Genomic DNA, 25,521 nt, shown 5'->3' with positions numbered 1-25,521 from the left:
CGGCGCTCTCACAGTTCCGCCAAAGGGTTCGCGGCGTAATGCAATCGGATGATGCCGTCGTCGTGCTTCGTCGCGGTGGCCTGCACGCCGAACACCGTGCGCAGCAGTTCCGGTGTCATCACGTCGAGCACGCCGCCCGCCGCGACGACACTGCCGTGGTCGAGGACGACCAGCCGGTCGCAGCAGCGCACGGCGAGGTCGAGTTCGTGCAGTACCGCGAGGGTGGTGACGCCGGTCGAGCGGATCAGGTCGAGCAGTTCGAAGCGGGCTCGGACGTCGAGATGATTGGTCAGTTCGTCGAGCACGAGCAGGCGCGGCTGCTGCGCGAGGGCCCGGGCGAGCAACACGCGTTGGCGCTCGCCACCGGACAGCGAGCCGATGGAGCGCTCGGCGTAGGCGGTGCTGCCGGTCCGTGCCATGGCGTCGGCGACGGCGGCACGGTCGGCCGCGGTGTCCCGGCTGAACAGCGCGTGGTGCGGGTTCCGGCCCAGGCCGACCACTTCGGCGACCGTGAGTTCTGGTGAGCCGGAACCGTTCTGGAGCACAGCCGCGGTCGTGCGGGCCGCGGCCCGGATCGACAGCCCGGTGATGTCGGCACCGTCGACCGCGATGACGCCGCTGTCCGGTGGTAGTGACCGGTAGATCGTGCGCAGCAGGGTGGTCTTGCCGCTGCCGTTGGGGCCGACGATGCCGACGACGGTGCCGGGCGGTGCATCGAGGCTCACCTGGTGCAGCACCGAAGCGTCACCGAACGTGACACACACTCCGGTAACCGACAATTCGGCCGAGGACACACTCATGTCAGCCCACCGTTGCGACGCAGCAGCCAGAGGAAGAACGGCGCACCGAACGCGGCGGTGAAGATGCCGAGCGGCAACTCGTTGGGTGCGTCGACGGTGCGCGAAAGCAGGTCTACCGCAACGAGATAGGCAGCGCCGAGCACGGCGGACAGCGGCAGCACCCGCCGATGATCCAGGCCGAAGGCGAGCCGGACCAGATGCGGGATCATCAAGCCGACGAACCCGATGCCACCGGCGGCGGCGATCAGCACGCCGGTGAGCAGCGAGGCCGAGATCAGCAGGATGATCCGGAGTGCGCGCACATCGACACCCAGGGCGGCGGCCTGTTCGTCACCGGTACCGAGCACATTGAGCCGTCTGCCGAAGGCGAGCACCACCGCGACGGTCAGCAGCACCACCACGGTGACCGGACCGAGCCGGTCCCAACTGGCCCCGGCGACACTGCCCATCGTCCAGAACAGCACCGCCCGTAGCTCATTCGGGGTGGCGCGCAGCTGAAGGTAGTTCGTGGCAGCCAGCAGCAGATAGCCCACCGCGACACCGGCGAGGACCAACCGGGTCGGCACCAGGGTGCCGCGTTGCTGCCCGAGCAGGAACACCACCGCGGTCGTCGCGATCGCGCCGCAGAAGGCGGCGGTGGACACCCCGACGCCGCCGAGTACGCCACCGGCGGTGACGATCACGGTCACCGCGCCGAGCGACGCACCGGACGACAGTCCGAGCACATACGGGTCGGCCAGCGGATTGTTCACCAGCGCTTGCAGAATCACGCCTGCCACGGCGAGACCGCAGCCGCACAGCGCGGCCAGGATCACTCTGGGCAGCCGATAGTTCCAGACGATCTGGTCGACCGTGAACCCGACATCCGGTGTCTTGCCGGACAGATGGGCCAGGATCACCCGGCCGGTGTCGGTGACCGACACGGTGACCGAACCGGCGGCGATGGACAGCAGCATCACGGCGAGCAGCACCGCCGCCGACACAGCGAGCGCGATCGGCAGCGGCGTCGTCGCCAGCGGTGGCCGGGTGCTGGTGCGGGTCACCGGAACTGCTCTGGGTGCACCAGTTTCGCGAGGCGCGCCACCGCGACGTCGTTACTCGGGCCGAGATAGATCGAATCCGACAGCACCGCATAGTTGTCGGTCTTCGTGGCGTTCCACTGCGGGAACTGCGCGAGGATCCGCTCGGCCACCGCGTCGATGTCGGGACTTCGGTAGTTGACCACCACGAGCCCGTCGACCGGCGTCACCGCGAGCTGTTCCTTGCTGATCGTCACGAAGGTGGTGCCGTCGTCCCGGTTGAACGGGTTCACCCCGCCCGCCTTGTCGATGACGTCGTTCCAGATGCCGCCCGCCGCGATCGCGGAGAAGTCCGACGAGTCGCCCATCCCCATGCCGGGGAAGACCAGCAGCACGTTCTTCTTCGGTTGCCCGGCCACCCGCGCCGCCGTCTCGGCGATGGCGCGTTGTGACTCGGCGATGAGGCGGTCCGCTCGGCCTCGGACGTCGAAGATGGTGCCGAGATCGCGCAGCAGTGTGTAGCTGTCCTCGATCGTCGGGGTGCCGGTGACGGCACCGGTCATACCGCAGTTGAACCGGGGCGCATAGGTATTGGCGCCCGCGGCGGTCAGCTCGTCGCGGGTGGCGAAGCCCTGGTCGGCGGCGAAGCCACCGCCATGGGTGGAGATCACGAAGTCGGGTCGCTGGTTCAGCATCGCTTCGCGCGGGATGTCCTGCAGGCTGTTCGGCGTGAACCCGCCGGTCGGGAGCGCATCGATCGCGGCGGCGCGTCCTGGCACGTCGGAGGCGCCATAGGACTGCGCGTTGGCCACTACGCGGTCGGCGACACCGAGTGCGACGAGTGCGGAAATCTCGCCGACGGAGCCACCGTTCATCACGACGACTCGCTTCGGCGCTTCGGTGAAGGTGTAGGTCTTGCCGCAATTCTCCAGGGTCACCGGATATTCGGTGACCCCGTCGGTCGCTGCGGCGGGCCTGGTGTCCGTCGGTTCGGGTACCGAGGTGGTGCAGCCGGTGACGGCAAGGGTGGCTGCCGCGAGTGCCAGCAGCATCGCGCGTTTCGTCAGCATGGGTGCCTCTTCGATGGGTGTGCCGCGCCGACCGGGACGGCCGGGGGCGGCGGAAGGAACCGGGTCTCGATCAGGTAGTCGATCCCGGCTATCCGTGCGGTGGCGGAATCCGGCTGTGGGACAGCCGAATCGAGGAGTGCGGCGCGGGTGTTGTCCCGTCCGTGAGTGACGGTGGGCCCAGGTGTCAGGTGGGCGGTATGTGCGCGGGCGATGGCCAATGAGTGGTCGCCATGTGCCGAAGCCTGGTCCGCCATGGCCGCCAATCGGGCCTGCCAGATCGCGGAAGGGATGGCCGCGATGGAGTAGCCCCGCCCTCGCAGTTCGTCGACGATCGTGGCGAACGCCAGCGGGCGTGCGCTGGTCAGGTGGAAGGTTCGAGCCGTGGGCCGGTGGACGACAAGATGCGTGATAGCGGCGGCAACCCAATCCACCGGGACCATGTCGATGGTGCCCGCGTCGTAGATCTCGTCGGGAACGGCTGCCAGGAGGACCATTGCGCGAACCAGGCTCCAGAACGCGTCATCGGGGCCGGAGGCTCCGGTCGACGAGTGCCCGCCGATCCGGCCGGGGCGGTACACCGTGACCGGTACGCCGCGGTCACCGGCGGCATAGACCAGGCCCTCCGCCACCCACTTGCTCGCGACGTAACCGTTGCGCGGCAACGACGTCGCGGCCACCCGCCGGTCTTCGCCGAGGATCGGCGGATTGCCGTCGACGGCTAAGGCGGTGTCGACGGAGGACACGAAGTGCACCGGCTTTTGCCTGCCGGTGGTAGCGAGCCGCAGAATGCGTTCGGTGCCTTCGACATTCGCCGGACGCAGTCGTGAGTACGGCTCGAAGTGGTGAACGCGGGCGCCGTTGTGCACGATGGCGTCGACGGTGTCGGCCAGCTCTTGGTAGCGCTGCGGTGGCAGGCCGAGCCGGGGGAGGGCGAGGTCCCCCGCGATAGCGGTAGCCCGGAACTCGAGCGCTTCGGCGGGCGGGATGCGGTTACCGGTAGTGGTTCTGTCGAGCCGGTAACGGGTGAAGGCGGAGTGCAGACGCTGGTGTGCCGCGACGTCGTTGTCCGCCCGGATCAGGCAGTAGACGTGCAGGTCGGTGCGTTCGAATAGTGCGGCAAGCAGGAACGCACCGAGGAATCCGGTGGCGCCGGTGAGCAACACTGTTCGCGGCTCAGCCGGTGGGTCGCCGATCGCGCGGATGGTGGCATCGAGCTGCGCATCTGACTTGAGATCTGCTGCCGTCCAGGGCAATTCGTCGCTCGCACGGCCAGAGGCAAGACGTTCGGCGAGCCCGGCAACGGTCGGTGTGTCGAACATGGCCCGCAGATCCCAGCGCACACCGAAGGCCGCCCGGACCCCGTTCAGCACCCGCGCCGCGCGCAGCGAATGCCCACCGAGCGCGAAGAAGTCGTCATCGATACCGACCGACTCGACGTCGAGTGCCGCCGCGAACAATCGGACGAGCGTGTGTTCGGCCGGAGTACGAGCGGGTCGAGCGGTGAATTTCGCGTCCGGCGGCGCGGGCAGCGCGGCCCGGTCCAATTTTCCGTTCATGGTGTGCGGCAGACGATCCAAGGACACGTACACCGACGGCACCATGTAGTCGGGCAGCCGACCGGCCATATGCCTGCGCAGCGCTCCGGCCGCGGGCTCAGCCGCACCGGGGGTGGGCACCACGTAGGCGACAAGGACCTCCGCATGGATGCGCACCGCGGCCGCGTCTACCCGCGGATGTGCGGCGAGTGCGGATTCCACCTCGCCGACCTCGATCCGATAGCCGCGCAACGACATCTGACTGTCCCCGCGGCCCAGGTACTCGAGGTGACCATCCCGATGCCACCGCGCCAGATCGCCGGTGCGATAGAGGCGGCCGCCGTTTGTCTCGAACGGGTCGGCCACGAACCGCGCCGCGGTGGCCGCCGACTCGCCCAGATACCCCTGCCCGACGGGCATTCCGCCGATGTACAGCTCGCCGACCACCCCCGGCGGTACCGGCTGGAGGGCTCGATCCAGCACGTGGCAGCGACCATTGGTGAGAGGGACCCCGATGGATGGCGCGGACTGCGTGGCGAGGACGGTCCAGGTGGCGTCGACGGTGCATTCCGTTGGGCCGTAAAGGTTGTAGACCGTGACACCCGGCTCAGCACGCAGGGTTGTCCAGAGCGCCGGATCGACCGCTTCGCCGCCGAGTGCGATCACCGCCGGTCGATGTGCCCCGGAAAGCAACCCGGCGGTCAGCAGCTCACGTGCGAAAGTCGGTGTGACATCGAGAAAGTCGATGCGTTGTTCCTTGATGTACCGCACCAACCGCTCGGGGTCACGGCGCAGCTCGTCATCGATGAAATGCAGCTCATGTCCGGCCAGCAACCAGAGCAACCCCTCCCATGCCGTATCGAACGTCATCGAGGCAGTCAGTGCCGCCCGCATCCGGCCGCCTCCCCGCGCCGCCACCGCGGGCTCGATCAGGTGCTCACGATGGTGGTGGTACAGGTTCAGCACCGAACGATGCGAAATCGCCACGGCCTTGGGTGTTCCGGTGGTGCCCGAGGTGTGGATCACCCAGGCCGGATGCTCGGGGTGCAGCCGGACGGTCGGCAAATTATCATCCTGGGCGGATTCTGTTGCGGTAGCGGGGAGTTGATCAATCACGAGGGCACGATCGCGCAGCGGAGTGGGGATCAGTGGAGCCAGCTCGGTCGTGGTGATGATGGCGCTGAGTGGCCGCGCCTCGGCGTGCCCCGCGACACCCGCCAATAGCAGCGCCAACCGTGCGGCAGGCTGCCCGGGATCGAGCGGGATATAGGTGGCGCCGCAGGCAAGTACGGCAAACAGCGCGGCGATCGCGTCGCTGGTTCGGGGGAGTAGCACCGCAACTGCGTCACCGCTATGCGTACCGGTGGTTTTCAATTCCGAACTGAATATCCTTGTTCGTGCGGCAAGTTCGGTGTAGGTGAGGGCGTATCGCGCATCATCCAGGTCGGCGGCGACGAGTGCGGTGGCTGTTGGCGTGCGGGCAATCCGGGCGGCGAGCAAGTCGTGCACCGTGCCGTCCGGCCAGTGGCGGTCGTTGCCACGGCTGTTGGCGCGTAACCACTCTCGTTCACCAGGTAGGCACAGGTCGATCGCCTCGAGCGACCGACCCGGTTCGTCCAGAACGCGACGGAGGAACGTCGTGAAACGCCGGAGGTGGGCGGCCAGCTCGTCCGCCGTATAGGCGCTCGGGTGCCCGTCGAGATACAACGTGGGGGCAACGCCGTCCATCCGGTCGTAAAGATTGAAGACCAGGTCATCGATCACGCCCGCGGTGACATTGCGAACCGTGCTGGCGCAATCACCGAAGCGCAGGTCGTAATCGAACAGCATGATGTTGACGGATGGGCCGTACATGCTGCGGTCGCTGCCGACCAAGCCGAGGTCGCGCCGCACCTGCTCGCTGCGGTAGCGCTGATGGCGGCGGCTGCGCACCAGCTGGCGCGCGACCCGGCCGGTGAGGTCGGCCAGTGTCGGAGCGTCCGCGAATTCGGTCCAGAGCGCGATACCGTTGAGCGTCATGCACGGCACGCGCAGTGCGGGCGTGCCGGTGCGCAGCATGACCGGCAGCGCGAGACACACCTCGGTGGCACCGGTCATCCGGTGCACGTAGGCGGCGACCGCGGCGGTGAGCACATCGGTCCAATTCGCGCGCGCGGTCGCCGCGACGCCGCGCAACAGCGCGACGGTCTCGGTATCGAGCGTGGTGAACTCCCGAAGCGCCCGGCCCGCAACCGCTGTCGCGCGCGGCCCCGCACCGGACAAAGTCACCGGAGCAGGGCGGTCGCGGAGATAGTCGAGCCAGAACGCGCGGTCGTGGTCGAGGTCGGCGGAATCGGCGTACGCGACATCGGCCGCCACCACGGCGTCCCAGGATCCGAAAGCGCAAGGCGGCGGCGCTGTTCCGGCCGCACGCGCGGTGTACAGCTCGGCGACGCGGCGCGCGATCAGCGCCATGCCGTAGCCGTCGAGCAGGATGTGGTGCACCCGGTGATACCAGAGCGTTCGATGCGTACCGAGCCGGAAAACGATGTGCGCGAACAGGACGTCACCGGTCAGCTCGACCGGCTGCGCGACGTCCCGCTCCATCAGCTCCAGTGCGGCGCGCAGCGGATCGGGTTCGGCCGAGACATCGACCACTTGAACCGCCCAATCCGGCGACTGCGCGACCTGGCACGGGCCGTCCTCGATGAACCGAACATGCAGCGCCGCAGCCTCATCGATCGCCGTCCGGATCGCGTCCACCAGCAGATCCAGCACCACGGGACCCGAAATATCGACGTACTCGGCAATATTGAAGACCGAGGCAGCGGGATCGAGCTGCTGACCGAGCCAGACACCCAGCTGCGCGGCCGTCAACGGCCGCGCGACTCCCGAACTCACGGCGTGGACCGCGGCGCGAGCAGCGACCACCACGCGGTCAGGGTGGGGTGCTCGGCCAGATCCGCGAAAGCCGGGGCGGCACCGCGCGACTTCCACCGCTCGATCAGGCCGATCAATCGCACCGAATCCAGTCCGGCGGCGAACAGGTCGTCGGTGTCGCTCAGTTCGTCGGGTTCCAGGTAGAGCGCGTCGGCGATATCGGCGCGCACGCTGTCGTAGCTGAGTGGTTCCATTCAGTTGACCTGTCTTTCCCGTTCGGCCCAGAACCGGTCCCGCAGCTGCCAGCGCAGGATCTTGCCGCTCGGATTGCGCGGAATGCGGTCGACGAACTCGAATCGCACCGGAATCTTGAACCACGCCAAATGCTCCCGGCAGAACGTCATCAGCTCACGCACCCGGACGCGCTCACCCGGTCGGCACGCGACGAACGCGTGCACCGACTCGCCGAGCACATCGTCGGGGACCCCGATCACCGCCGAATCCGCCACGGCAGGGTGTCGGGCGAGAGTGTTCTCGATCTCGGCGGGATAGATGTTCTCACCGCCCACGATGATCATGTCCTTCAGTCGGTCCCGGATGTACAGGTAGCCATCGGCATCGACATATCCGGCGTCCCCGGTGTGCACCCACCCATCGACGAGTGTTTCGGCCGTGGCCTCCGGCAGATTCCAGTAGCCGAGCATGGCGGCCGGTGAGCGCAGGCAGATCTCACCCACCTCGCCGGGCGCGCGCGGCGCGCCGGACGCATCGATGATCCGCACGGACACACCGGGATACGGACGGCCCGCCGCCGCCAGCCGCGGATTCCCTGCCACGTGCTCCGCGGGAGGGAGGCAGATCGCGGTGTTGCCGGTTTCGGTCAGTCCGTAGATCTGCGCGAACTCGGCGCCGAAGAGCTCCAGCGCTTCCCGCAGCAGCGTCTCGGAGATGGGTGACCCGCCATAGACGACCTTGCGTACCGAGCGGACCGCCTCGGGCGTGACGCGCGGTTCGCCGAGGATCAGCCGCAGCATCGACGGGACGACACACATGGTGGTGATCCGGGCTTCCTCGATGAGCGCCACCGCGGTACTGCTGTCGAACCGGGGCATCGCCACATTGGTGACGCCTGCCATGAAACCCTGCATGGCCCACCAAATTCCGCCGACATGAAAGCCCGGGATGCCGACGAGATTGCGGTCACCGTCGCGGAAGGCGAGCCAGTCGAGCCCGGCCTCGTCGAGCGCGTCCGCGATGGCGAAGAAGCTGCGTTGGGCCAGCACAACACCTTTGGGTAGTCCGGTGGTGCCGCTGGTGTACAGCTGGATCACCGCGTGGTCGGGCCGCGCCGGTCGTTCGCCGGGTTCCGGCTCGGCGACATCGGCCAGCCAACCGGCGAATTCGTCGCCGTCCAGCCGGACCGCGCGCACCTCCGGCGCGGCCGAGTGCGCGATGTCGGCGGTGTCGGCCTCGACGAGTACCAGTGCGCTGCCCGAATCACGGATGATGTGTTCGACTTCCGGCGCGGTGAGCCGGAAGTTGATGGGCACCAGCACCGCGCCGATCCGCGCGCACGCGAAGAACAGACTGTAGTAGTGGACGGATTCCTTGCCCAGGTACGCCACCCGGCTGCCCTCGGTGATACCGGCGGCACGCAGGGCGCGGGCGAGCCGGATGCTGTCGGCGCGCAACCGCGCGTAGTCGAGTCCTACTCCGGCACAGGCGATTGCGAGGGTGCCCGGCCGATTCCGCGCGTGCCGCGCCAGGACTGAGGTCACGGTGCGCGCTGTCATCGCACCGCCCCCAGCGGTTTCGCCGCGTTCACGATCGCCAAACGGACGGTGCCCGCGCACAGCCCGCCTGCGTCGTCCCAACACCGGAACGAGGTGTCCAACGAGGTGAACGGCGCACCGTCGAGCTTGCTCGTGCGTTCCTGGCTACCGTCGAGCCTGAACTCGCCGAAGAACCGTCGCGGATCGATCGGCCGTCGGAATTCGCTGTCCAGCCGGGTGATCAGGATGTCGGGCAGCTGGCGCCGCCAGTAGTCGGCCATGGTCCAGTCGCCGAACAGCGGACCGACGCGATGGCGCACCAGCACCGCGATGGTCTGGTACAGCATCTGGTTGTAGCAGATATTCACCTCGACCGAATTGAGATGACCCGTCGCGTCGATATAGCAGGACTCCGGAATCTCGAATGTTCCGGCGGCAGTGACTTGCTCGCCGCGCGCATCGACCGCGAGCTCGCGCAGGTAGCGGCAGTGCGGTTGGTAGCAGCGCAGCACCTCCGACAGCAGCTCCGGATCGTTCGGAAAGACAGCGTCGTTCACGCCGGGACACCTTCGTCGTCATACACGGTGACCCGATGCGAGACCGCGGGTTCGCAGGTCGAGTTGTGCAGCGCCCGGTGCACCAGGCTGCGGTTGTCCCAGATGAGCAGATCGCCGCGTTCGAAGGTCTGCAGACGGATCGCCGGATGCTCGAAGGTGTCGTCGAGTTGCCCGGTGGCGGTGAGTAATTCGTGCAGCAGGTCGGGTCGATCGGTGCCGTCGGCCGTGGTGATGGAGGTGGTGAGGCCCTCGCTGACGTAGACGACGGGTTCGCCGGTGTGCGGGTGCGGGTGGACGGTCGGCATGGTCACCGGCGGCGTCTTGCGGTCGATCTCGGCCAGCAGCTCCGAGACGGGCCGGTAGACATCGCTCGGCCGGATCTTGAAATAACGGCGGACGCTATGCGTCGCGACCGTGTCCGCGACCGATTGCCGCAGCTCAGGGCTGAGCCGGTGGTAGGCGGCGGCGAGATCGATGAAGTAGGTGCCTCGGCTGTGGCTCGGGACCACCTGGGTGTGGGTGAAGGTCAGGTCGAACGGGCGCGGCATGAACTGGTAGTCCGAATGCCAGAACTTCCCGGTCTTGGGCACGCCGACCCGCTGCTCGCCGGTGTCGACATTGGACGACACGAAGACTTCGGGCACCTCCGGGTGGTGATAAATCGGCTCGTAATACCGCACCGGCTCGCCGAAACCACGTGCCAGCGCGACAAATTGGTGCGGGTCGAGGTCGATGCCCTTGATCACCGCGATCCGCTCCCGGTACACGGCGCGCTTGATCGCACGGATGTCGTCGCGCGATGCGGGATCGAAGTCCTCGACCACCACACCGAAATCTCCCTGCGGGCTGATCCGCATGGCTGTTCGCTGCATGACCACTTAGTCGGTCAACTACGCCCGGTAGTTCCCGGGAATTTCGACTGATTTGCGCGCGTCTCGGTGGTCGCTGTGAGCTGGCCGACACTCGGCGGGGAGTGGTTGCACGGCCGGCCCCGGTGCGGCTAGCGTCCTTCCGCGGTACCGAGTACCGCTCCGCACGGCGACCCGATCAGTCTCGGCTGTCTCGCCAATAGTGCTTCTCCGCAAGAACTTTCGTACTCAACGGTGGGCTGTGCGCGCACCGGCGACCGCGCGCCCGGCTGTGTCGAGGCGAGCAGATGAGGGAATCCCCATGAGCAGAACAGCATTCGTGACGCTGGCGGCATGCACTGTTGCCGCCCTCGTCGGTTCGGCCGGCACGTCGCATGCCGACGTCCCTGCGCCCGAAATCCACTACACCGCAGGCGTGGTCGACAAGTCAGTGGTGCTCACCACCGACGCGGGCACGCTGACCGCGGGCGACGGGCAGTTCCTCGTCAACGACCGCGCGGGGCGCGCGCTCGTCTCGATGCCGCTCAGCTATCAACGCGACAACAAAGTGTGGCCCATCACAGCGACGATCGTCGGCAATACCGCCACCCTGACCCCGAGCACCGACCCCGCTGCCGCCCACCCGGCACCGGCCGGGTTGCGCGATATCGCCATCGACCCGCAATCCACCGATTTCAACACCGCCGTGATGAACTTCGCCACCATCTCCGGCCTCGGCGTTGCCCTCGGCACGCTGATCGGCACGACCATCGGCGCGGGCATCGGCTGTCTGGCGGGCGGCGCTGTGGTCGGCGCGGCAGCGGCCGTTCCGACCGTCGGTGTCCTCGCCGTCCCCGGCTTCCTCGGCGGTTGCCTGGTGACCGGTGCCGCCGCCGCACCGATCGGCGCGATCATCGGCACCATCGCGCTCGGCGTCCCCGCCGCGGTCATCGGCGGACTGCTGTTCGCGGACGCGCTGGGCAGACAAGCCGCGAGCTAGGCGCTCAGGCCGCGGGTTCGACCCGATGGCTGTCGATCAACGCCCGTGCCATCGCCTGGGCCCGCCGCGCGGCGTGCCGGTCACCTTCGGTGGCGGACACGATCGAGCCCTTCATCAGAATGTGCCAAGACCTGGCGAAGTCGTCCGGGTCGCGCAGGCCCGCCTCTTCGGCGCGCCCACGGACCACGCCCCGAATGGTGTCGAGGTGGTCGATGCTCGCGCGGCCGGCCGGATGCTGCGGACCCATCTCCAGCAGCACATTGATGAACGTGCACGCCTCGAATCCGTCAGTGCCGAACCAGTCGTCGAAGACATCGAAGATCGCCAGCAATCGCTCCTCCGCCGTATTGCCGAGCTGACGGGACCGTTCCTCGACCATGCCGAAGGTCCACACCAGTTCGCGGCGAGCCAGTACCGCGAGGATCAGTTCGTCCTTGGTGCGAAAGTGCCGGTACAGCGTCGCTTTCGCGATACCCGCCGTGGCGATCACTTCATCGACGCCGACGTCTCGGATGCCACGCCGGGTGAACAGGTTGTACGCGGTGGCCAGTATCCGTTCGCGTGCCCCGACAACCGCGTCGTCGCTTGCCATCACGCTCTAACTCTAACGCTGTACAGAGCTGACCTGCCATGCTTCACTAGGTAGACAGGTCTGTCCCGTGCGGTGGCGGACCGAGGAGTCGGCATATGTCCATCAACGACGAAGAGCGGCGCACCGCCGCGCCGCTGGACCGGTCCGTGCTGGAAGTCACTGATGTGCTTCGCTTTTCGGTATGCCGTCCGCGCCGCGATATCGCCATGATCCTGGTGGACGGCGAGATCGATCTGCGCACCGCGCCGAGCTTCCGGGACCAACTTTCCCGGGTGTTCGGTGCCCGATCCGCAATGGTCGTGCTCGACCTTTCGCCGGTTACTTTCCTTGCCGCGGCCGGATTGCGGGTCCTGGTCGACGCGCAGACGCAGGCCGAAAAGACCCGTCGCCGAATGGTGTTGATCACCAAGGCGCGGTGCGTCGACCGCGCCTTGGAGGTCACCGGCTTGGCGCCCAGCTTCCATCGGGTGCGGTCGCTGGACGCCGTGCTGGCCGACAGTGCGCCGGGATATGAAGAGACGGCCTAGATTTCGGTGGAAGTCTGCTCAGTTGAGCCTTTTCTCGACCCGGTGCCGGGTAGTGTCCGCGAACCGGCTACCGCGTTTGCGCGCGGTATCGGCGAGTTCGGGCGCACGTTTCTGGGCGGTATCCGCCAACTCCGCACTGCGTTCCCGCGCGACCTCGGCGAACTCCGCACCGCGCTCCCTGGCGAGTTCGGCCCATTCGGCACTGCGGTGCTTGGCCACGTCGGCCAGTTCCGCGCCACGTTCCCGGGCGAGCTCGGCCAACTCGGCGCCCCGTTCCTTGGCGAACTCGGCCCATTTGGGTCCGCGCTCCTTCGCCAGCTCGGCCAGTTCCGCGCCGCGGTGCTTGGCGACGTCGGCCAGTTCCGCGCCGCGGTGCTTGGCGACGTCGGCCAGTTCCGCGCCGCGTTCCTTGGCCGTTTCCGCCAGCGGGGCCGCGTGTTCCTTTGCGGCAGCGGCCCATTCGGGTCCGTGCTGCTGCACGGTCCCGGCCAGCTCGGAGCCCTTGGCAGCCGCGGCGCTGCCGAGACTGCCTGCCGCTGAGGCGACTTCGTGCGCCCGTCGCTTCAGTGCCTCCGCGGTGGCGCCGTCCGACGATCCGGCGAACGGGAGCGCCGCGGTGACGGTCGCGGCAGCGTCACGGGCGGCCCGCTTGCCGCGCCAGCTCAGCGACGGCTTGCCCTCGGTATCGGCGGCGGCGATCATCAGCCCACCGAGCAGCCCCAGGTCCTTGAGGAACGCCTTGCGCTTGGTCGCCTTCTGCGCCGGGTCCGGTTCGTTCCAGAAATCCTGCTCGGTCACGGTGGCCGGAACGACGGTCGCGGCCAAGACCAGCGCGGCCAGGCGTGGCGCCTTGCCCAGGGCGAGCAGCACACCGCCCGCTACCTGAGCGCCCGCATTGATCCGTACGACGGTTCCCGGATCGCTCGGCAGCTTCGCGGCGTATTGCTCGGGCAGCTGACGCTGGCCTCGCTGCACCAGCTCGGTCGCCGCCTTGACTCGTGATTCCGGGCGCCGCAACGTATCGACACCCTCCACGACAAAGACAGTGGCCAATAGCGGGCGGGCAAGTCGGCGTAACAACATGACGGATCCCTTTCCTCGACGGCTCTATTCGACCGGGTTCCCGGAAGGTGTCTCATCAAACCCGGCTGACGGGCAGTAGCGGACGTATCGGACGTCGAATCTACACCGCGTAACGGCAATTATTTAGCTAACGATCAGCAGAGTGTGGGATCCGAGCGGATCCCGCGGTTGTCAGCGCTGTCCCGCCGGAAGGTACCGCCGATGAACTCTGCCACGGCCCCAATGACTTTCGAGGCGATCGTCGCCCGGCTCCCGGCCGCGCCCGCGTGTACCTTCCGCTTCGATACCGTGCCGTGCCGACATCGGGCGGAATGGTCGGTCCGCAAACGCCCCTGCTGCCATGCCGAGGGGGCCGACTTCATGTGCGACACGTGTCACACCCGCATCCACTGGCTGCTCACCCTCGGCGTCGAATTCGAATGCGCCGGTTGCGGTGTGCGTTCGGCCAGCTTCCCGGCGCTGTACCCGACGGCCGCGCCGCTGTGAGCCGAGCGCTCAGGACCCGCCGACGGCCTTCGGGACGTGCGCGTGGCCGGTCGTCGCCAAGAAATCGGTGATGACGGCGGTGACCGTGTCCGGGTCCTCGACCATCGGCAGGTGGCCGCAGTCGGGCAGCTCAACGGCCGGGTGCGCGTGCAGCCTGCGGGCGAGGCGGGCACCGGCGCGCGCCGAGAGGATGCGGTTCTGCTGCCCCCAGAGCGTGCAGATCGGCGGGAAGCCGGGCGGCGGAGTGAACCTGTCGAAGGCGGCATAGGCGGGGAAGTCCTGGACCAGGCCGTGCAGCGCCTGTAGGCGGCCGCGGTCGGACCAGTGGGCGCGCAGCCGAGGGGAGTGCTGCAGTTCCTGACGGCGGCCGCGGGAACCTAGCTGGTTCCCGACGATCAGCGAGACGGCCGGGCCGGGCAGCGCGAGCCTGCGGGCCAGCGGCGCCAGCGGGAGTCTGGCGTCGGCCCAGGCCAGCCCAGCCGACTGCCCGGAGCTGACGGTGTCCCAGGTCAGCGGGTTGATGAGGACGAGAGCACGGACCCGGTCCGGATGTTTCATCGCGTAGCCCAGGGAGGTGGCGCTGCCGAGGCAGTTGCCGACCAGGACCACGTCGGCGAGACGGTGGGCATCGAGGAAGGCGCCGAGCATGCGCACATAGTCGGCGAGGCGATAACCGTCGGCGGGCTGCTCGGATTGTCCGTAACCGGGGAGGTCGAGGGCAAACACCTCGTGATCGCGCTGCAACGCCGACACCTGGTCGTCCCAGATATGGCGCTGGGTGCCCGCATTGTGCAGGAATACCACCGGCGCGCCGCTACCGGCGCGGTCGAAGGCCACAGCCCTGCCCTGGTGCTCGAATACGTCCACATTGACTCCTTGCGAGCGGCCGGGCGAGCATGTCGCGCCGATCCACTCGCGATTTTACCGGTCGAGTCAACGGTGAGCTGGGCGTTCAGTGCTACCCGGACGCGTGGACGCGGTTCACACCTCGAGGCCCGCGCGCACCACCTTGCCGGTCGCGTTGCGCGGGAGCGCCGTGGTGGTGAGCCGCCAGCGAGCGGGCACCTTGTAGTAGGCGATCCGTTCCGCCGTGAAGGCGCGCAGCTCGTCTTCGGTTGTCGCCGAGAGGTTTTCGACAACGACCAAGGCGGCGACCTGTTGGCCGAGATCGGCGTCCGGCACACCGACGACCGCGCACTCGCGCACCGCCGGGTGTTCCTCCAGGCACTGTTCGATCTCGGTGGGATAGACGTTCTCACCGCCCCGCAGGATGAGATCCGAACGCCGCCCGGACAATCGCAGCCTGCCGTCGGTCAGCACGCCGATATCGCCGGTGCGCAGCCACCGGTCCCGGGTGATGGCCACCGCGGTCGCCGCCTCGTCGTCCCAGTAGCCGAGCATCACGTACGGGCTGCGGACACAGATCTCGCCTTCCGTGCCGTCCGGGACGGGGTTGCCCGCGCTGTCGCGGACCTCGAGGGTGACTCCGATGACGGGGCGTCCCACCGTATCGGGGAACGCCGCGAGCTCGGCGGGGCTCGCGAGGGTGGCGGCCGTGCTGCACTCGGTGAGCCCGTAGCTGGTGACAAGTGCGGTCCGGGCCACCGGAAGTTGTTCGCGCAGTTGGTTTTGCAGCGCGGCCGAGGACGGCGCCGAGTTCAGCGAGAACGAGTTCAGCGAGGACAGGTCGTACCGGGACAGGTCCTGCTCGAGCAGACGGTTGGCCATGGTCGGCATGGCTCCCCAGTTGGTGATGCGTTCGCGTTCGATGAGCCGTAACACCCGGTCGGCGTCGAACGAGCCCTGATAGAGCACCGCGGCATCGCCCGTCACCAGCCGGGGCACCACCAGATTGTGCAGGCTGGCGATGTGGAACAGCGGGGAGGTGAGCAGGAACCGGCGTCCGCTCGGCAACGCGGTCGCGCCGGTGAACTCGGCGGCGAGTGCGTCGTTGAACAGGTGATAGCCGATGACCGCCACCAGGTTTCGATGTGAGTGCACCGCGCCTTTCGGCCGCCCACTGGTCCCGCTGGTGTAGAGGATGACGGCGGGATCGTCCTCATCCACCTCCGCGCGCGGCAGTGCGCCGGCACCGAATTCGGTGATCAGCGCGGACAGTTCGTCCGCCATCGTCAATACCGGCACGCGAATATCGAGTTCCGCCAGCAGCGCCGCGCGTTTCGCGTCGACGATGAGCACGGCGGGCCGGGTGTGCGCGACACCGTAAGCGATTTCGCGGGGCGTCCACCATGCGTTGTACCCCACGGCGATCGCACCGAGGCACTGTGCCGCCCAGAACGTCATGACCCATTCGGGGGTGTTCGCGGCCAGAATGCCGATCCGGTCGCCCTTTTCGATGCCGTACCGGTCGCGCAGCGCCCTGGCCAGCGCACCGACCGCTGCCGCGTGTTCGGTGAACGACATCCGGCGATCTTCGGTCACGAGGTAGTCGCGAGCACCCCAGGCGGTCGATGCGGCCAAGACCGCGCCGAGCGACTTTTCGCGATCCCGAAGTACCGGCAACGGTGCGCCGAGCACATCCTCGACCACCATCTCGAACCGCCCGCCGGGACCGGTCAGCCGGGCCGCCGCCGCGGCGGCGAACGCCTGCGCGTCGAAAGGCTTTGTCATCTACCGCACTTCCTCGTCTACCGAACCGAGACCGGTGTGTTGCACCGCCCGCATCAGCTGTGGACCCTTGCCTTGGCTCGCACCACGCTGAACACGGCCTGCAAATAGGCGTCGGCGCGGGCGGAGCCGATCAGGCCCGGCGCCATCTTGTTCATGGTGTAGGCGAAGGTGACTCGGTGATCCAGGTCGTTGACGACGATGGCGCCGCCGAGTCCGGCCCACCAGCAGACCCGGCCGTCGGGCACCTGCGGCGCGGTCTGTCGCTGCGGCAGCCCATATCCGATGCCGAAGCGCAGCGGCAACAACAGCGCCAGATCGGCACCGTTCGACTGCTCCTCGAAGATCAGGTCGATCGTCCGCTCCGACAACAACCTTCGGCTACCGAGCGCACCGCCACACGCGACCAACGACTGGACCTGCGCCACCGAACGGGCATTGCCGTGGCCGTTCACCGCGCCGATCTCGGCCTGCCGCCACTCGGTGCTGTTGGCCTCGTTGATGTCGAGCAGGGGACTGGTGAGGGTCTTGACCAGGATGGACTCCTGGTCGAGCAAAGCCATATCGAACTCCAGCATCGGCGGCGGGACCAGCGGCGCGATCCGGTGGTGCTGTTCGGGCGCGGTGCCGATGTGGAAATCCGCGCCCAGCGGACCGGCGAGTTCCTCGGCGAAGAATCGCCCGAGGGTGCGGCCGGTGATCCGGCGGATCACCTCGCCGACCAGGTGTCCGTAGTTGAGGGCGTGATAGCCCGATGCGGTGCCCGGCTCCCACCACGGCGGCTGGGCCGCGAGCCGGGCGCTGGCCGCTTCGGTGTCGTAGATGTCGGCCAGCTCGATCGGCCGCTCCCAGCCGGACACGCCGGACGTGTGCCCGAGCACCTGCCGAATCTCGATGTCGCCCTTGCCGTTCGCGGCGAACTCCGGCCAGTAGTGCGCGACCTTCTGCCGCACGTCCAACTCGCCGCGGTCGACCAGAAGCAGCGCGGACAGCGCGGTCATCGTCTTGCTGATCGAGAAGACATTGACCAAGGTGTCCTCGGTCCACGGCGCGGTGCGTTCGATATCGCGGTGCCCGCCCCAGATGTCGACGACCGGTTCGCCGTCGACCGTCACGCAGATCGCCGCGCCGAGTTCCTCGCCCGTGGCCAGCTGGTTCGCCAATTCTTCCCGTACACCCGCGAATTGGTCGGCACAGAATCCCGAGATCGTCATGGTCTACCCCTCACACGTTCTCGAGCGCCCGGGCGGGCACCGGCAGGGCATAGCCGTTCGCGGCGGCGCGCTTCGCACCCCTGGCCATTTCCTTGTGCATATCGCGTACGTACGGCTCGAACTCGATCTGGATGGTGTGCCGGGGCGAGTCGTAGTAGCGGCCGGTCCTGCGCTGCTCGGCCGCGCGGATCTCCTCGTTCATCTCCGCCGCGGAGGGCGGCAGGTACTTGCCGGTCAGATAGGCGGCGACCAATTTGCTCTGCTGCTCGGCGAAATTCACCAGCGTCGGCAGCGGTTGCGCCAAACCGAGGTAGAACAGGTTGTCCACACCGGGCTTCATCATCTGCTTGAACAGGGGCATGCGATTGTGCTTGTCCGGCACCAGCTCCGGATCCGAGAAGAACGGGAAGCTGATGTGATAACCAGTGGCGCAAACGATCACGTCCACCTCCTCGGTGCTGTCGTCGGCAAAGCGCACGCGCGGGCCTTCCAGCGCCGTGATGGCGGGCTTGAACGCGATATCACCGCAGCCCGCGCGGTGCAGGAATTCCTCACTGGCGGACGGATGTGCCTCGAACGGCCGATGATCGGGTTTGGGCAAGCCGTAGAACTCCATGTCGCCGCGGAACTTGCGGACGAAGCGTTGCTTGAGTTTCAAGCTGACCTTGCGCGGAATCCAGGCGGGCACGCTCTGCTTGTCACCGACCTTGCCGTGCACGTACTTCGGCAGCACCCAGACGCCGCGCCGAGCCGAGACGGTGAGCTTCGCCGCGATGAACCGCTGGGACAGTTCCGAGGCGATATCGAGTCCGGAGTTGCCCATGCCGACCACCACGATCCTCTTGCCGCGCATATCGACCGGATCGAACGGATCGTTGTAGGCGTGGCTGTGCATCAGCACGCCGTCGAATTCGCCGGGGTAGTCGGGGGTGCGCGGATCCCAGTGGTGGCCGTTGCAGACGATCAGCACGTCGTAGTCCCGGGTGCGCCCGTCGCTCGCCGTGACCAGCCAGCGGCCGTCCTCCTGCCGTTCGGCCGCGGTGACCTTGGTGTTGAACAGGATCTTGTGCCGGAAGCCGAAATGGTCGACGTAGTCCTTGAAGTACTGGAACAGCTGCGAGTGGTGCGGGAAGTCCGGCCAGTCGGCCGGTGCGGGGTAGTCCTCGAACGCCAGCCGGAACTTGCTCGTATCGATGTGCAGCGACTGGTAGCAGGCCGACATGCCATTGGGGTTATTGAAATACCAGTTGCCGCCGACCTCGTCCGAGGCCTCGAACACGTCGAACGGAATGTCGAAGTCCTGCAAGCGTTTTGCGGCGGTGATCCCGGAGGGGCCCGCGCCGATGACGCATACCCGGGGCAGATTGCGTTGAGTCAATTCACAGTCCTCGTGCTGAGCGGGCCGTCACCTGCCTGCGGTGGTGCGCGGTGGCACCGGAACCGTCCGGAGCGAGGGCTTCCGGAGTGACGTAGGCAACAAGGTAACACTGGCTAGACATGGTGTCTAGTGAATGACGTATTGTCTAGCGAAGACCGGGCAGGTTGCGGGCATCAGTAGACTTGCTCACCGAAAGTCGCACGTCAGCACAACTTTCGACCGACAAGAGGTAGCCGTTGCGCACGAACCCGAATCCGGCGGGCAGCAGCCTGCGGGACGAGCAGAAACAGCAGACCAGGGCCCGGCTGATGGCCGGCGCCAAGGAGCTGTTCAGCACCCGTGGCTACGCCGCGGTGCGGGTCGACGACATCGCCGCCGCCGTCGGGTGCAGCCGCGCCACCTTCTACCTGCATTTCCCCGGCAAGCTCGAGGTACTGCGGGCGATCGCCGAGCAGAGCACCGCGCCGAGCGCGCTGCACTTCTACGAGGACCTGGATCGCGTACTGGACACCGGCTCCCGCGCCGAGTTCGTCGCCTGGGTGACCCGCGCCATCGACTGGTTCCACGAATACAAGGACCTGCTGCCCGCCTGGGACGAGGCGACGGCGCTGGAACCGGAATTCCGCGAGATCGCCCGCAACGGAATACTGGCCCTGCCCAACGCGATGACCTCCTATCTCGCGCGCTGGCCCGCCGACCGCGCGGACGAGGCGCGGCTGCGGGTGGAACTTCTTGTCGCCCAACTCGAGCGCTTCTTCACCCGCTGGGCCGTCCAGGGCACCATCAACGTCTCCGCCCAACACGCCGCCGAGGTGCTCACCGATATTTGGTTCCCCGCCCTGCAAGCTCCCGGCACGGACGCCTGACCGACGCGGCGATTCGGGCGTCCCACCGGATGTAGCTCCGGATTCGCTGGCCGCGCGGAAATCGTGTTCTGGGACTCGATTTCGTAGCGGCCTGCGAATCTGTCGGTGCGGTGCGGCATCATCTGTGCACGCAGCCATCCACGAATATTGCTCGGAGTCACCATGCCGTCGCCTAAAACCAAGCCCAAGCCATTGTCGGACAGCGAGATTCAGCGGATCGCCTCGGATATCGCCGGGGGCCGCCCGCCCATGGTGTGGTTCACCGCTGCCGCGGTGGGCGTGCCGGAAGGACGGTCGGGAAAGGTGATCTCCCTCGGCGACCCGGCCGACGGAGACTTCCTGCAGGTCCGGCCCACCGGTTCCAAGGATGTACTGTCCTTTTCTCCGACAGAAGTGACGTTGACCAAGCCGCCGCGAGGGGCGGCGACCGTTTCCACTGCCCAGCCGAAGTCGACAACCAGGAAGGAATCACCCGTGACCCAGCCGTCGACCTTGACGAGCACTGCGCCACCGACCACCCCTAGTTCTGTCACCCCGCCACCGGTAGTCCCGAAACCCGTTGTGAGCACCCCGGAATCGGACGAACAGGACGGCGGCGCGAACAAGGCGCCCGCGACCAAACCGGCCCCGGCGGGTACCGCCGCCAAGGCCACCAAGGCGCCCGCTCGACCGAAGGCGAAGGCGGCCGAGGTCACCGTGACCTTGACCGGCACCGCCGACGGCGAATGGTCCGTCGACGTGATCAGCGGCAAGAAGCGCGCGGTGCGCGGTCTCGCGGTGCCGAGCTCCGCCGTGGCGCAGGCCGCCAAGATCCTGCACCCCGAGGTGGCCGACGTGGTGGCCGGCATCCTCGACGCGGCACGGGAAGCGCAGGAGGCCAAGGTCAAGCAGTTGCAGGCCGAGCTGGAGGCGGCCAGGCGGCTGCTCGACGAGTTGGTCGACTAGGCGTCCCGCCGCGGCTGCGCGCTTCGATGCTGTGCGCTTCGATCACACCGCGGTGCTGGTGGATCTGGGGCTCGTGCGCCAGATCCGCCGGCCCGCGTCGTTGGACGGGTGCCGCACCGCGTCGTTCGACGCGTGCCGAACGGAGTCGGGCGCGTGCCGCGCGTCGTCGTGGAACGCGTAGCCGAGCGCGTATTCCTTGGCGTGGTACATGGCCGAATCCGCGTCCCTGATCAGGTCGTAGACGGTGGAGTCGGTGCTGCGCGGACAGCCGCACGCGATCCCGATGCTCGCGGTGATCGGTATCTCGCCCGCAGTCAGCTCGAACGGCCGGACGAACGCCCCGAGCAGCCGCTCGGCGAGCATCGCCGCCTCCGGCCGGGCAAGCGGGGACAGCACGACGAATTCGTCGCCGCCGTACCGCGCGACCACATCATCGCGGAGCACCACCCGCCGAATGCGCGAGGCGGCGTTCGCGATCAGCTCGTCGCCGACCGCGTGGCCGTAGCTGTCGTTGACCATCTTGAAGCCGTCCAGGTCGATGAACAGCAGGCACAGCGGCTGCTCTGCCCAGCGCTCGCTATTGCGATTCAGCGCGCGCAACAGGGCCGATCGGTTCAGCAGCCCGGTGAGGGTGTCGTGATCGGCTTGATACTGCGCGCGCCGCTCACTGCGGGAGCTGCGCACGATGGCGCGCTCGCTGCGCACCAGCACGCCGATGAGCAACAGCGCGAACAGTGACGACACCACCACCCGGTCCAGCGTGCCGAGCGAGGAGCCGACCACCGGCACCAGCGAGGCCACGATCAACGCCACCGCGATGAAGCTGGCGCGTTGACGGGAATGGTGGGGGTGGATCTGCCGCGGTGTGCCGAGACTTGCCATGGTCGGATGCAGTGCCGCGACACCGACGGTCGCGTACGCCGCGAGCAAGGGCGCCATCAGCATCTCGCGGCCGATGGTCACCGAGCCCGTCGTGTCCAGGCTGTAGCCGAGATCGCCGAGCAACGCGAGGATCAGCCCGACGTGCAACAGCCGCAGCGAGGTCTCCGAGCGGGTCGAGGTGGCTACCGAATGCGCCACCAGCGTCAGCAGCAACGCGTCCAACACCGGATAGGTCGCCGCCACCCAGGTGTTCAGCATGGTGTCGTGCGCCTGCAGGATCGGCGAGATGAGGAACGTCCAGGATGCGAGCAGCGCGCCGAGGCCGATCAATCCGGAGTCGAGCAGCAGGTCGTTGTTGCTGCGAACCCGGCGCGGGCGCAACCAGATCAGCGCCGCGAGGCCGACACCCAGATAGCCGAGCAGGGTGAACAGGTCATCGATCGGATGCAACGTATGGTCGGACCCGTCGCGCAGCGCGGCGCCCGCTGCCGACAGGACCGCCGAAGCCGACAGCAGATACCAGGGCAGCGGATGTGTCGGACGGTGCGCCCACAGGCCGAAGCCGATCATGGCGAGTGTGCCCGCGAGAATGGCCGCCATCGTCACAAACGACAGCAGCCGCGAATCGACCGTCACATGGACGGCGATCGCGGCCGCGCTTCCCCCGAGAAGCAGTGCGTACCACCGTGTTCGGAAACGGTACCGCTGGTTTGTCGGCTGCTCTTCGCTGACTGTCATCAGCCCCCCTTGGTCGCTCCATCCCCTGTGAACCGAGCCGCGTAGTAGATTTGCGTATCCTCCACCACGACCTCGACGTTCGCCTGTTTGTCGAGCACCGCACGAATGCTGTCGGCGAACGAGAACCGAGTGTTGTTGTACGAGCAAATGTCCCAACCGACCGCAGCGCGCTCGGCAACCAGAACCTGGACAACTGATTTGATCATGGCATGAAATGCGAGGCCTTGTCGCGCACTTGGCGTAACAAGGGTGAAACCGACGTAATAAATCGCGTCGCGCGCGGCGTGTTCCGGATATCGGGCGCTGAAGTAATGCGGGCTGATCCACGGGACGGTGTCGAGATGCTTGGTCAGGGTGGTCACCCCGACCGGCTCGCCGGATTTCAGCCGCGCCACATGCTTGTCCACGCGGGGATCGATCATCTCCGCGCGGAATTCGTCGGGATGCAACACCTGTCTGGCGATCGCTTTGGTGCGCAGCGGTCCGAATGCCTCCTCGTAGAGGCGTTGGAATACGTCTATCCGGTCGTCCGGAATCTTGCCTTCGATGGTGACGTGAAAAGGGTTCATCGGCGCCAGCCCCACGGCGTGGTGTGGTAGGCGGCCAGTACCAGCGCACATACCGGGCTGCCGTCGGAGCGGGCCTCGGTCGTGCACAGCCGGACCGGGCCGAAGCTTTCGGGCCGGTTGCGGGTCATGTCGTTCAGGCTGGATCGGATCAGTGCCGCCACCTCGTCGGTGGTCTCGCCCTCGTGCTCGACGAAAAGCCCTGCGCCGGAACCGTCGTCGCGCAGTACCCAGCCGATTCCGGCGGCGGCTGTCCGGCCCGCTTCGTCGGCGTGCTGTGCCGCGTAGACACAGTAGAGGCGGTCGCCCCACGGGATCGGTTTGCGCACCCGCCCGGTGCGTTCCAGAGTGGCGCGCGGCGGGATGACCGACGACAGTCGAATCAAGTTGGCATCACCTACTCCCAGCTCACGCAGTGCCGCATCGAAGGCCGACATCGCTGTCGGTCCGGCCCCCGTCGCGGCGCCTATCTCGATCGTCAGCGGCGACCCGGAGATCGCCCGGCCCGCGGGCGGGCGTAGTCGATCTATCCACGGCAGCCCGAGTAAGCGGCCGCGCGGCCCCACTAGCCCGCTGTGCGGGGTGGTGTGAATCATAATGCCCTCCCAGAAAGCCCGGCCCAATTTGCAGGCCGGTATTACGTCAAAATCGACTGTGCGGCACGAAAACGAATCGCGCACCTCCGGAGCGTGAAAGCAATGCTCCTGCGGCGTGTCTCGTAACGTGTGGCAGACCGAGTCGATTCCGGCCCCCGCCGGGACGACGGGATCAGCGGACACGACAGACAGCGAGGAAACAGTGCGGACGTGGGTAGCGCCGGGGCGGGTCAACATCATCGGTGAGCACACCGATTACAACGACGGCTTCGTGCTGCCCATTGCGCTGCCGTTGGTGGTCGAGTGCGCGGCGGCGGTGCGCGCGGACGGGCAGCTGCGGGTGGTCTCCCGGCAGCGGCCGGACGAGACGGTGCTCGTCGCGGTGGCCGACCTTGCGGCGCAGCGGGATCGGGTGCCGGGCTGGTCGCGGTACCCGCTCGGTGTGGTTGCCGAATTCGTCCGGCGTGGCCATCGGATCACCGGAATCGACCTGACGCTGGACGGTGCGGTGCCGATCGGCGCGGGGTTGTCGTCTTCGGCGGCGCTGTCCTGCGCGGTGGCGATCGCGCTGCGGGATCTGTTCGCGCCCAGCGTCACCGATCGCGAGTTGATCGACCTCGCCCGCGCCGCGGAGAACGGCTACGTCGGCGCGCCGACCGGTTTGCTGGATCAATCCGCCTCGATCCTCTGCACCGCAGGTCACGCGCTGTTCCTCGACATCCGGCAGTTCACCGCGGGCGGAGCGGGATCTGATACGAATTCGACTGGCCACGAACAGATTCCGTTCGACATCGAACGATTCGGGTTGGCGCTGTTGGTGATCGATACAGGCCAGCCGCACGAGCTGGTGGACGGCGGCTACGGCGAGCGCCGCGCCCAATGTGAGGCTGCCGCCGCGGAACTCGGCGTGCCCGCGCTGCGCGACGTCGATTCCGTGGCAGCGGTGGACCGAATATCCGACGCGGTGTTGCGTCGCCGGGCTCGGCACGTGGTCACCGAGAACGCGCGCGTGTTGACAGTTGCGGAAAAATTGCGAAGTGGTCAGGACCCGCGGTCCATCGGGCCGATCCTGACCGCGGGCCACGCCTCGCTGCGGGCTGATTTCGAGGTGTCGACGCCCGCGCTGGATGCCGCCGTCGCCGCGGCGCTCGACGCGGGGGCGCACGGCGCGCGGATGGTCGGCGGTGGATTCGGCGGCAGTGTCCTCGCCCTCGTCGATCGCGACCGCACCGACGCGGTGGTGGATGCCGTACGGATTCGGTTCGCTCGCTCGGGCTTTGCCGAACCGCGCACCTTTGTTGTCGGTCCGGCCGCAGGCGCGCACCGCACCGACTGAACGACCGCGCCTGCTTACCCACCCCGTCGGCTCCGCCTCCTGCCGACCCCTGGGCGTTTTTGTGCACGATTGTGGCCCACGAGTGAGGCAGAATCACGCAGAGTAGGTGTCAGCCGACACCATTCGGCCGGCGACGAGGGAGTCGCGCGCGCCACGCTGTACCCGTAGACGCACGATCTCGCACCACGAAGGATCTCGCTCGACGCCCGGTTTGACCGCCAGGA

At 67.5% G+C, this 25,521-nt stretch carries 23 protein-coding genes; 6 read left to right on the top strand and 17 right to left on the bottom strand.

The genetic code is table 11. The annotated features are described in order from the left end of the window. Nucleotides 1-8 precede the first annotated feature (8 nt). The 8 genes from ACFK0J_RS32015 to ACFK0J_RS31980 are packed head-to-tail and all read right to left on the bottom strand — an operon-like array spanning nt 9 to nt 10,484. A complete protein-coding gene (locus ACFK0J_RS32015; RefSeq protein WP_378733449.1) occupies nt 9-800 on the bottom strand; it encodes an ABC transporter ATP-binding protein in 792 nt (263 codons plus the stop codon). Next, nucleotides 797-1,843, bottom strand: a complete 1,047-nt coding sequence (locus tag ACFK0J_RS32010) for a FecCD family ABC transporter permease (protein ID WP_378733448.1) — start codon at nt 1,841-1,843, stop codon at nt 797-799. The genes ACFK0J_RS32015 and ACFK0J_RS32010 overlap by 4 nt, the downstream gene beginning before the upstream one ends. Beyond that, nucleotides 1,840-2,889 carry an ABC transporter substrate-binding protein gene (locus ACFK0J_RS32005; RefSeq protein ID WP_378733447.1) on the bottom strand — a complete coding sequence of 350 codons (1,050 nt, stop codon included), beginning with the start codon at nt 2,887-2,889 and terminating at the stop codon, nt 1,840-1,842. The genes ACFK0J_RS32010 and ACFK0J_RS32005 overlap by 4 nt, the downstream gene beginning before the upstream one ends. Then, nucleotides 2,883-7,304, bottom strand: coding sequence for an amino acid adenylation domain-containing protein (locus tag ACFK0J_RS32000; protein WP_378733446.1), 4,422 nt, complete (start codon nt 7,302-7,304; stop codon nt 2,883-2,885). Before ACFK0J_RS32000 ends, ACFK0J_RS32005 begins: the two co-directional genes overlap by 7 nt. Next, on the bottom strand, nt 7,301-7,537 hold the full coding sequence (locus ACFK0J_RS31995) for a phosphopantetheine-binding protein (protein WP_378733445.1): 237 nt from the start codon (nt 7,535-7,537) through the stop codon (nt 7,301-7,303). Before ACFK0J_RS31995 ends, ACFK0J_RS32000 begins: the two co-directional genes overlap by 4 nt. Next, nucleotides 7,538-9,076: a long-chain-fatty-acid--CoA ligase gene (locus ACFK0J_RS31990; protein WP_378733444.1), complete on the bottom strand. Its 1,539-nt coding sequence runs from the start codon at nt 9,074-9,076 to the stop codon at nt 7,538-7,540. It abuts the gene before it with no gap. Then, nucleotides 9,073-9,612, bottom strand: a complete 540-nt coding sequence (locus ACFK0J_RS31985; RefSeq protein WP_378733443.1) for an FcoT family thioesterase — start codon at nt 9,610-9,612, stop codon at nt 9,073-9,075. Before ACFK0J_RS31985 ends, ACFK0J_RS31990 begins: the two co-directional genes overlap by 4 nt. Next, nucleotides 9,609-10,484, bottom strand: a complete 876-nt coding sequence (locus ACFK0J_RS31980; protein ID WP_378733442.1) for a TauD/TfdA dioxygenase family protein — start codon at nt 10,482-10,484, stop codon at nt 9,609-9,611. Before ACFK0J_RS31980 ends, ACFK0J_RS31985 begins: the two co-directional genes overlap by 4 nt. A gap of 298 nt (nt 10,485-10,782) precedes the next feature. Here ACFK0J_RS31980 and ACFK0J_RS31975 point away from each other — a divergent pair, with 298 nt between their 5' ends. Further along, entirely contained in the window at nt 10,783-11,460 is a 678-nt protein-coding gene (locus ACFK0J_RS31975; RefSeq protein ID WP_378733441.1) for a hypothetical protein, read from the top strand. Between the two features lie 4 nt (nt 11,461-11,464). Here the strand turns inward: ACFK0J_RS31975 and ACFK0J_RS31970 are convergent, their stop codons facing one another. Beyond that, nucleotides 11,465-12,052 (bottom strand): TetR/AcrR family transcriptional regulator, encoded by a 588-nt coding sequence (locus ACFK0J_RS31970; protein WP_378743180.1) that lies wholly within the window; start codon nt 12,050-12,052, stop codon nt 11,465-11,467. Nucleotides 12,053-12,147: 95 nt separating this feature from the next. Between ACFK0J_RS31970 and ACFK0J_RS31965 the strand changes: the two genes are divergently transcribed. Further along, a complete protein-coding gene (locus ACFK0J_RS31965; RefSeq protein WP_378733440.1) occupies nt 12,148-12,579 on the top strand; it encodes an STAS domain-containing protein in 432 nt (143 codons plus the stop codon). Between the two features lie 18 nt (nt 12,580-12,597). Here ACFK0J_RS31965 and ACFK0J_RS31960 read toward each other — a convergent pair whose 3' ends face one another. Next, nucleotides 12,598-13,662, bottom strand: a complete 1,065-nt coding sequence (locus ACFK0J_RS31960) for a DoxX family membrane protein (protein WP_378733439.1) — start codon at nt 13,660-13,662, stop codon at nt 12,598-12,600. Between the two features lie 201 nt (nt 13,663-13,863). On the opposite strand from ACFK0J_RS31960, the gene ACFK0J_RS31955 reads away from it, so the two are divergent. Beyond that, entirely contained in the window at nt 13,864-14,148 is a 285-nt protein-coding gene (locus tag ACFK0J_RS31955; RefSeq protein ID WP_378733438.1) for a hypothetical protein, read from the top strand. A gap of 9 nt (nt 14,149-14,157) precedes the next feature. Here ACFK0J_RS31955 and ACFK0J_RS31950 read toward each other — a convergent pair whose 3' ends face one another. The 4 genes from ACFK0J_RS31950 to ACFK0J_RS31935 all read right to left on the bottom strand — a co-directional run bounded on the left by ACFK0J_RS31950 (nt 14,158) and on the right by ACFK0J_RS31935 (nt 19,368). Next, nucleotides 14,158-15,015 (bottom strand): alpha/beta fold hydrolase, encoded by an 858-nt coding sequence (locus ACFK0J_RS31950; RefSeq protein ID WP_378733437.1) that lies wholly within the window; start codon nt 15,013-15,015, stop codon nt 14,158-14,160. A gap of 114 nt (nt 15,016-15,129) precedes the next feature. After that, a complete protein-coding gene (locus ACFK0J_RS31945; RefSeq protein WP_378733435.1) occupies nt 15,130-16,779 on the bottom strand; it encodes a class I adenylate-forming enzyme family protein in 1,650 nt (549 codons plus the stop codon). Nucleotides 16,780-16,832: 53 nt separating this feature from the next. After that, nucleotides 16,833-17,990 (bottom strand): serine hydrolase domain-containing protein, encoded by a 1,158-nt coding sequence (locus ACFK0J_RS31940; RefSeq protein WP_378733434.1) that lies wholly within the window; start codon nt 17,988-17,990, stop codon nt 16,833-16,835. Nucleotides 17,991-18,000: 10 nt separating this feature from the next. Beyond that, complete coding sequence (locus tag ACFK0J_RS31935) at nt 18,001-19,368, bottom strand: flavin-containing monooxygenase (protein WP_378733433.1); 1,368 nt, start codon at nt 19,366-19,368, stop codon at nt 18,001-18,003. A 236-nt stretch (nt 19,369-19,604) separates the two neighbouring features. Here ACFK0J_RS31935 and ACFK0J_RS31930 point away from each other — a divergent pair, with 236 nt between their 5' ends. After that, nucleotides 19,605-20,234, top strand: a complete 630-nt coding sequence (locus ACFK0J_RS31930; RefSeq protein ID WP_378733432.1) for a TetR/AcrR family transcriptional regulator — start codon at nt 19,605-19,607, stop codon at nt 20,232-20,234. A gap of 162 nt (nt 20,235-20,396) precedes the next feature. Next, nucleotides 20,397-21,179 (top strand): DUF6319 family protein, encoded by a 783-nt coding sequence (locus ACFK0J_RS31925; RefSeq protein WP_378733431.1) that lies wholly within the window; start codon nt 20,397-20,399, stop codon nt 21,177-21,179. A gap of 42 nt (nt 21,180-21,221) precedes the next feature. On the opposite strand, the gene ACFK0J_RS31920 is transcribed toward ACFK0J_RS31925, so the two are convergent. From ACFK0J_RS31920 to ACFK0J_RS31910, 3 genes are read right to left on the bottom strand one after another with little or no spacing between them, the layout of a single operon-like run. After that, entirely contained in the window at nt 21,222-22,799 is a 1,578-nt protein-coding gene (locus ACFK0J_RS31920) for a diguanylate cyclase domain-containing protein (RefSeq protein ID WP_378733430.1), read from the bottom strand. Then, nucleotides 22,799-23,383 carry a hypothetical protein gene (locus tag ACFK0J_RS31915; RefSeq protein WP_378733428.1) on the bottom strand — a complete coding sequence of 195 codons (585 nt, stop codon included), beginning with the start codon at nt 23,381-23,383 and terminating at the stop codon, nt 22,799-22,801. The genes ACFK0J_RS31920 and ACFK0J_RS31915 overlap by 1 nt, the downstream gene beginning before the upstream one ends. After that, complete coding sequence (locus tag ACFK0J_RS31910; RefSeq protein WP_378733427.1) at nt 23,365-23,961, bottom strand: pyruvoyl-dependent arginine decarboxylase; 597 nt, start codon at nt 23,959-23,961, stop codon at nt 23,365-23,367. The genes ACFK0J_RS31915 and ACFK0J_RS31910 overlap by 19 nt, the downstream gene beginning before the upstream one ends. Nucleotides 23,962-24,163: 202 nt before the next feature. Between ACFK0J_RS31910 and galK the strand changes: the two genes are divergently transcribed. After that, entirely contained in the window at nt 24,164-25,297 is a 1,134-nt protein-coding gene (gene galK / locus ACFK0J_RS31905) for a galactokinase (protein WP_378743178.1), read from the top strand. Nucleotides 25,298-25,521 lie beyond the last annotated feature (224 nt).

Source organism: Nocardia brasiliensis (assembly GCF_042691675.1).
Classification (GTDB): Bacteria; Actinomycetota; Actinomycetes; order Mycobacteriales; family Mycobacteriaceae; genus Nocardia; species Nocardia brasiliensis_D.
This window is presented reverse-complemented; position numbering and strand designations above follow the sequence as displayed.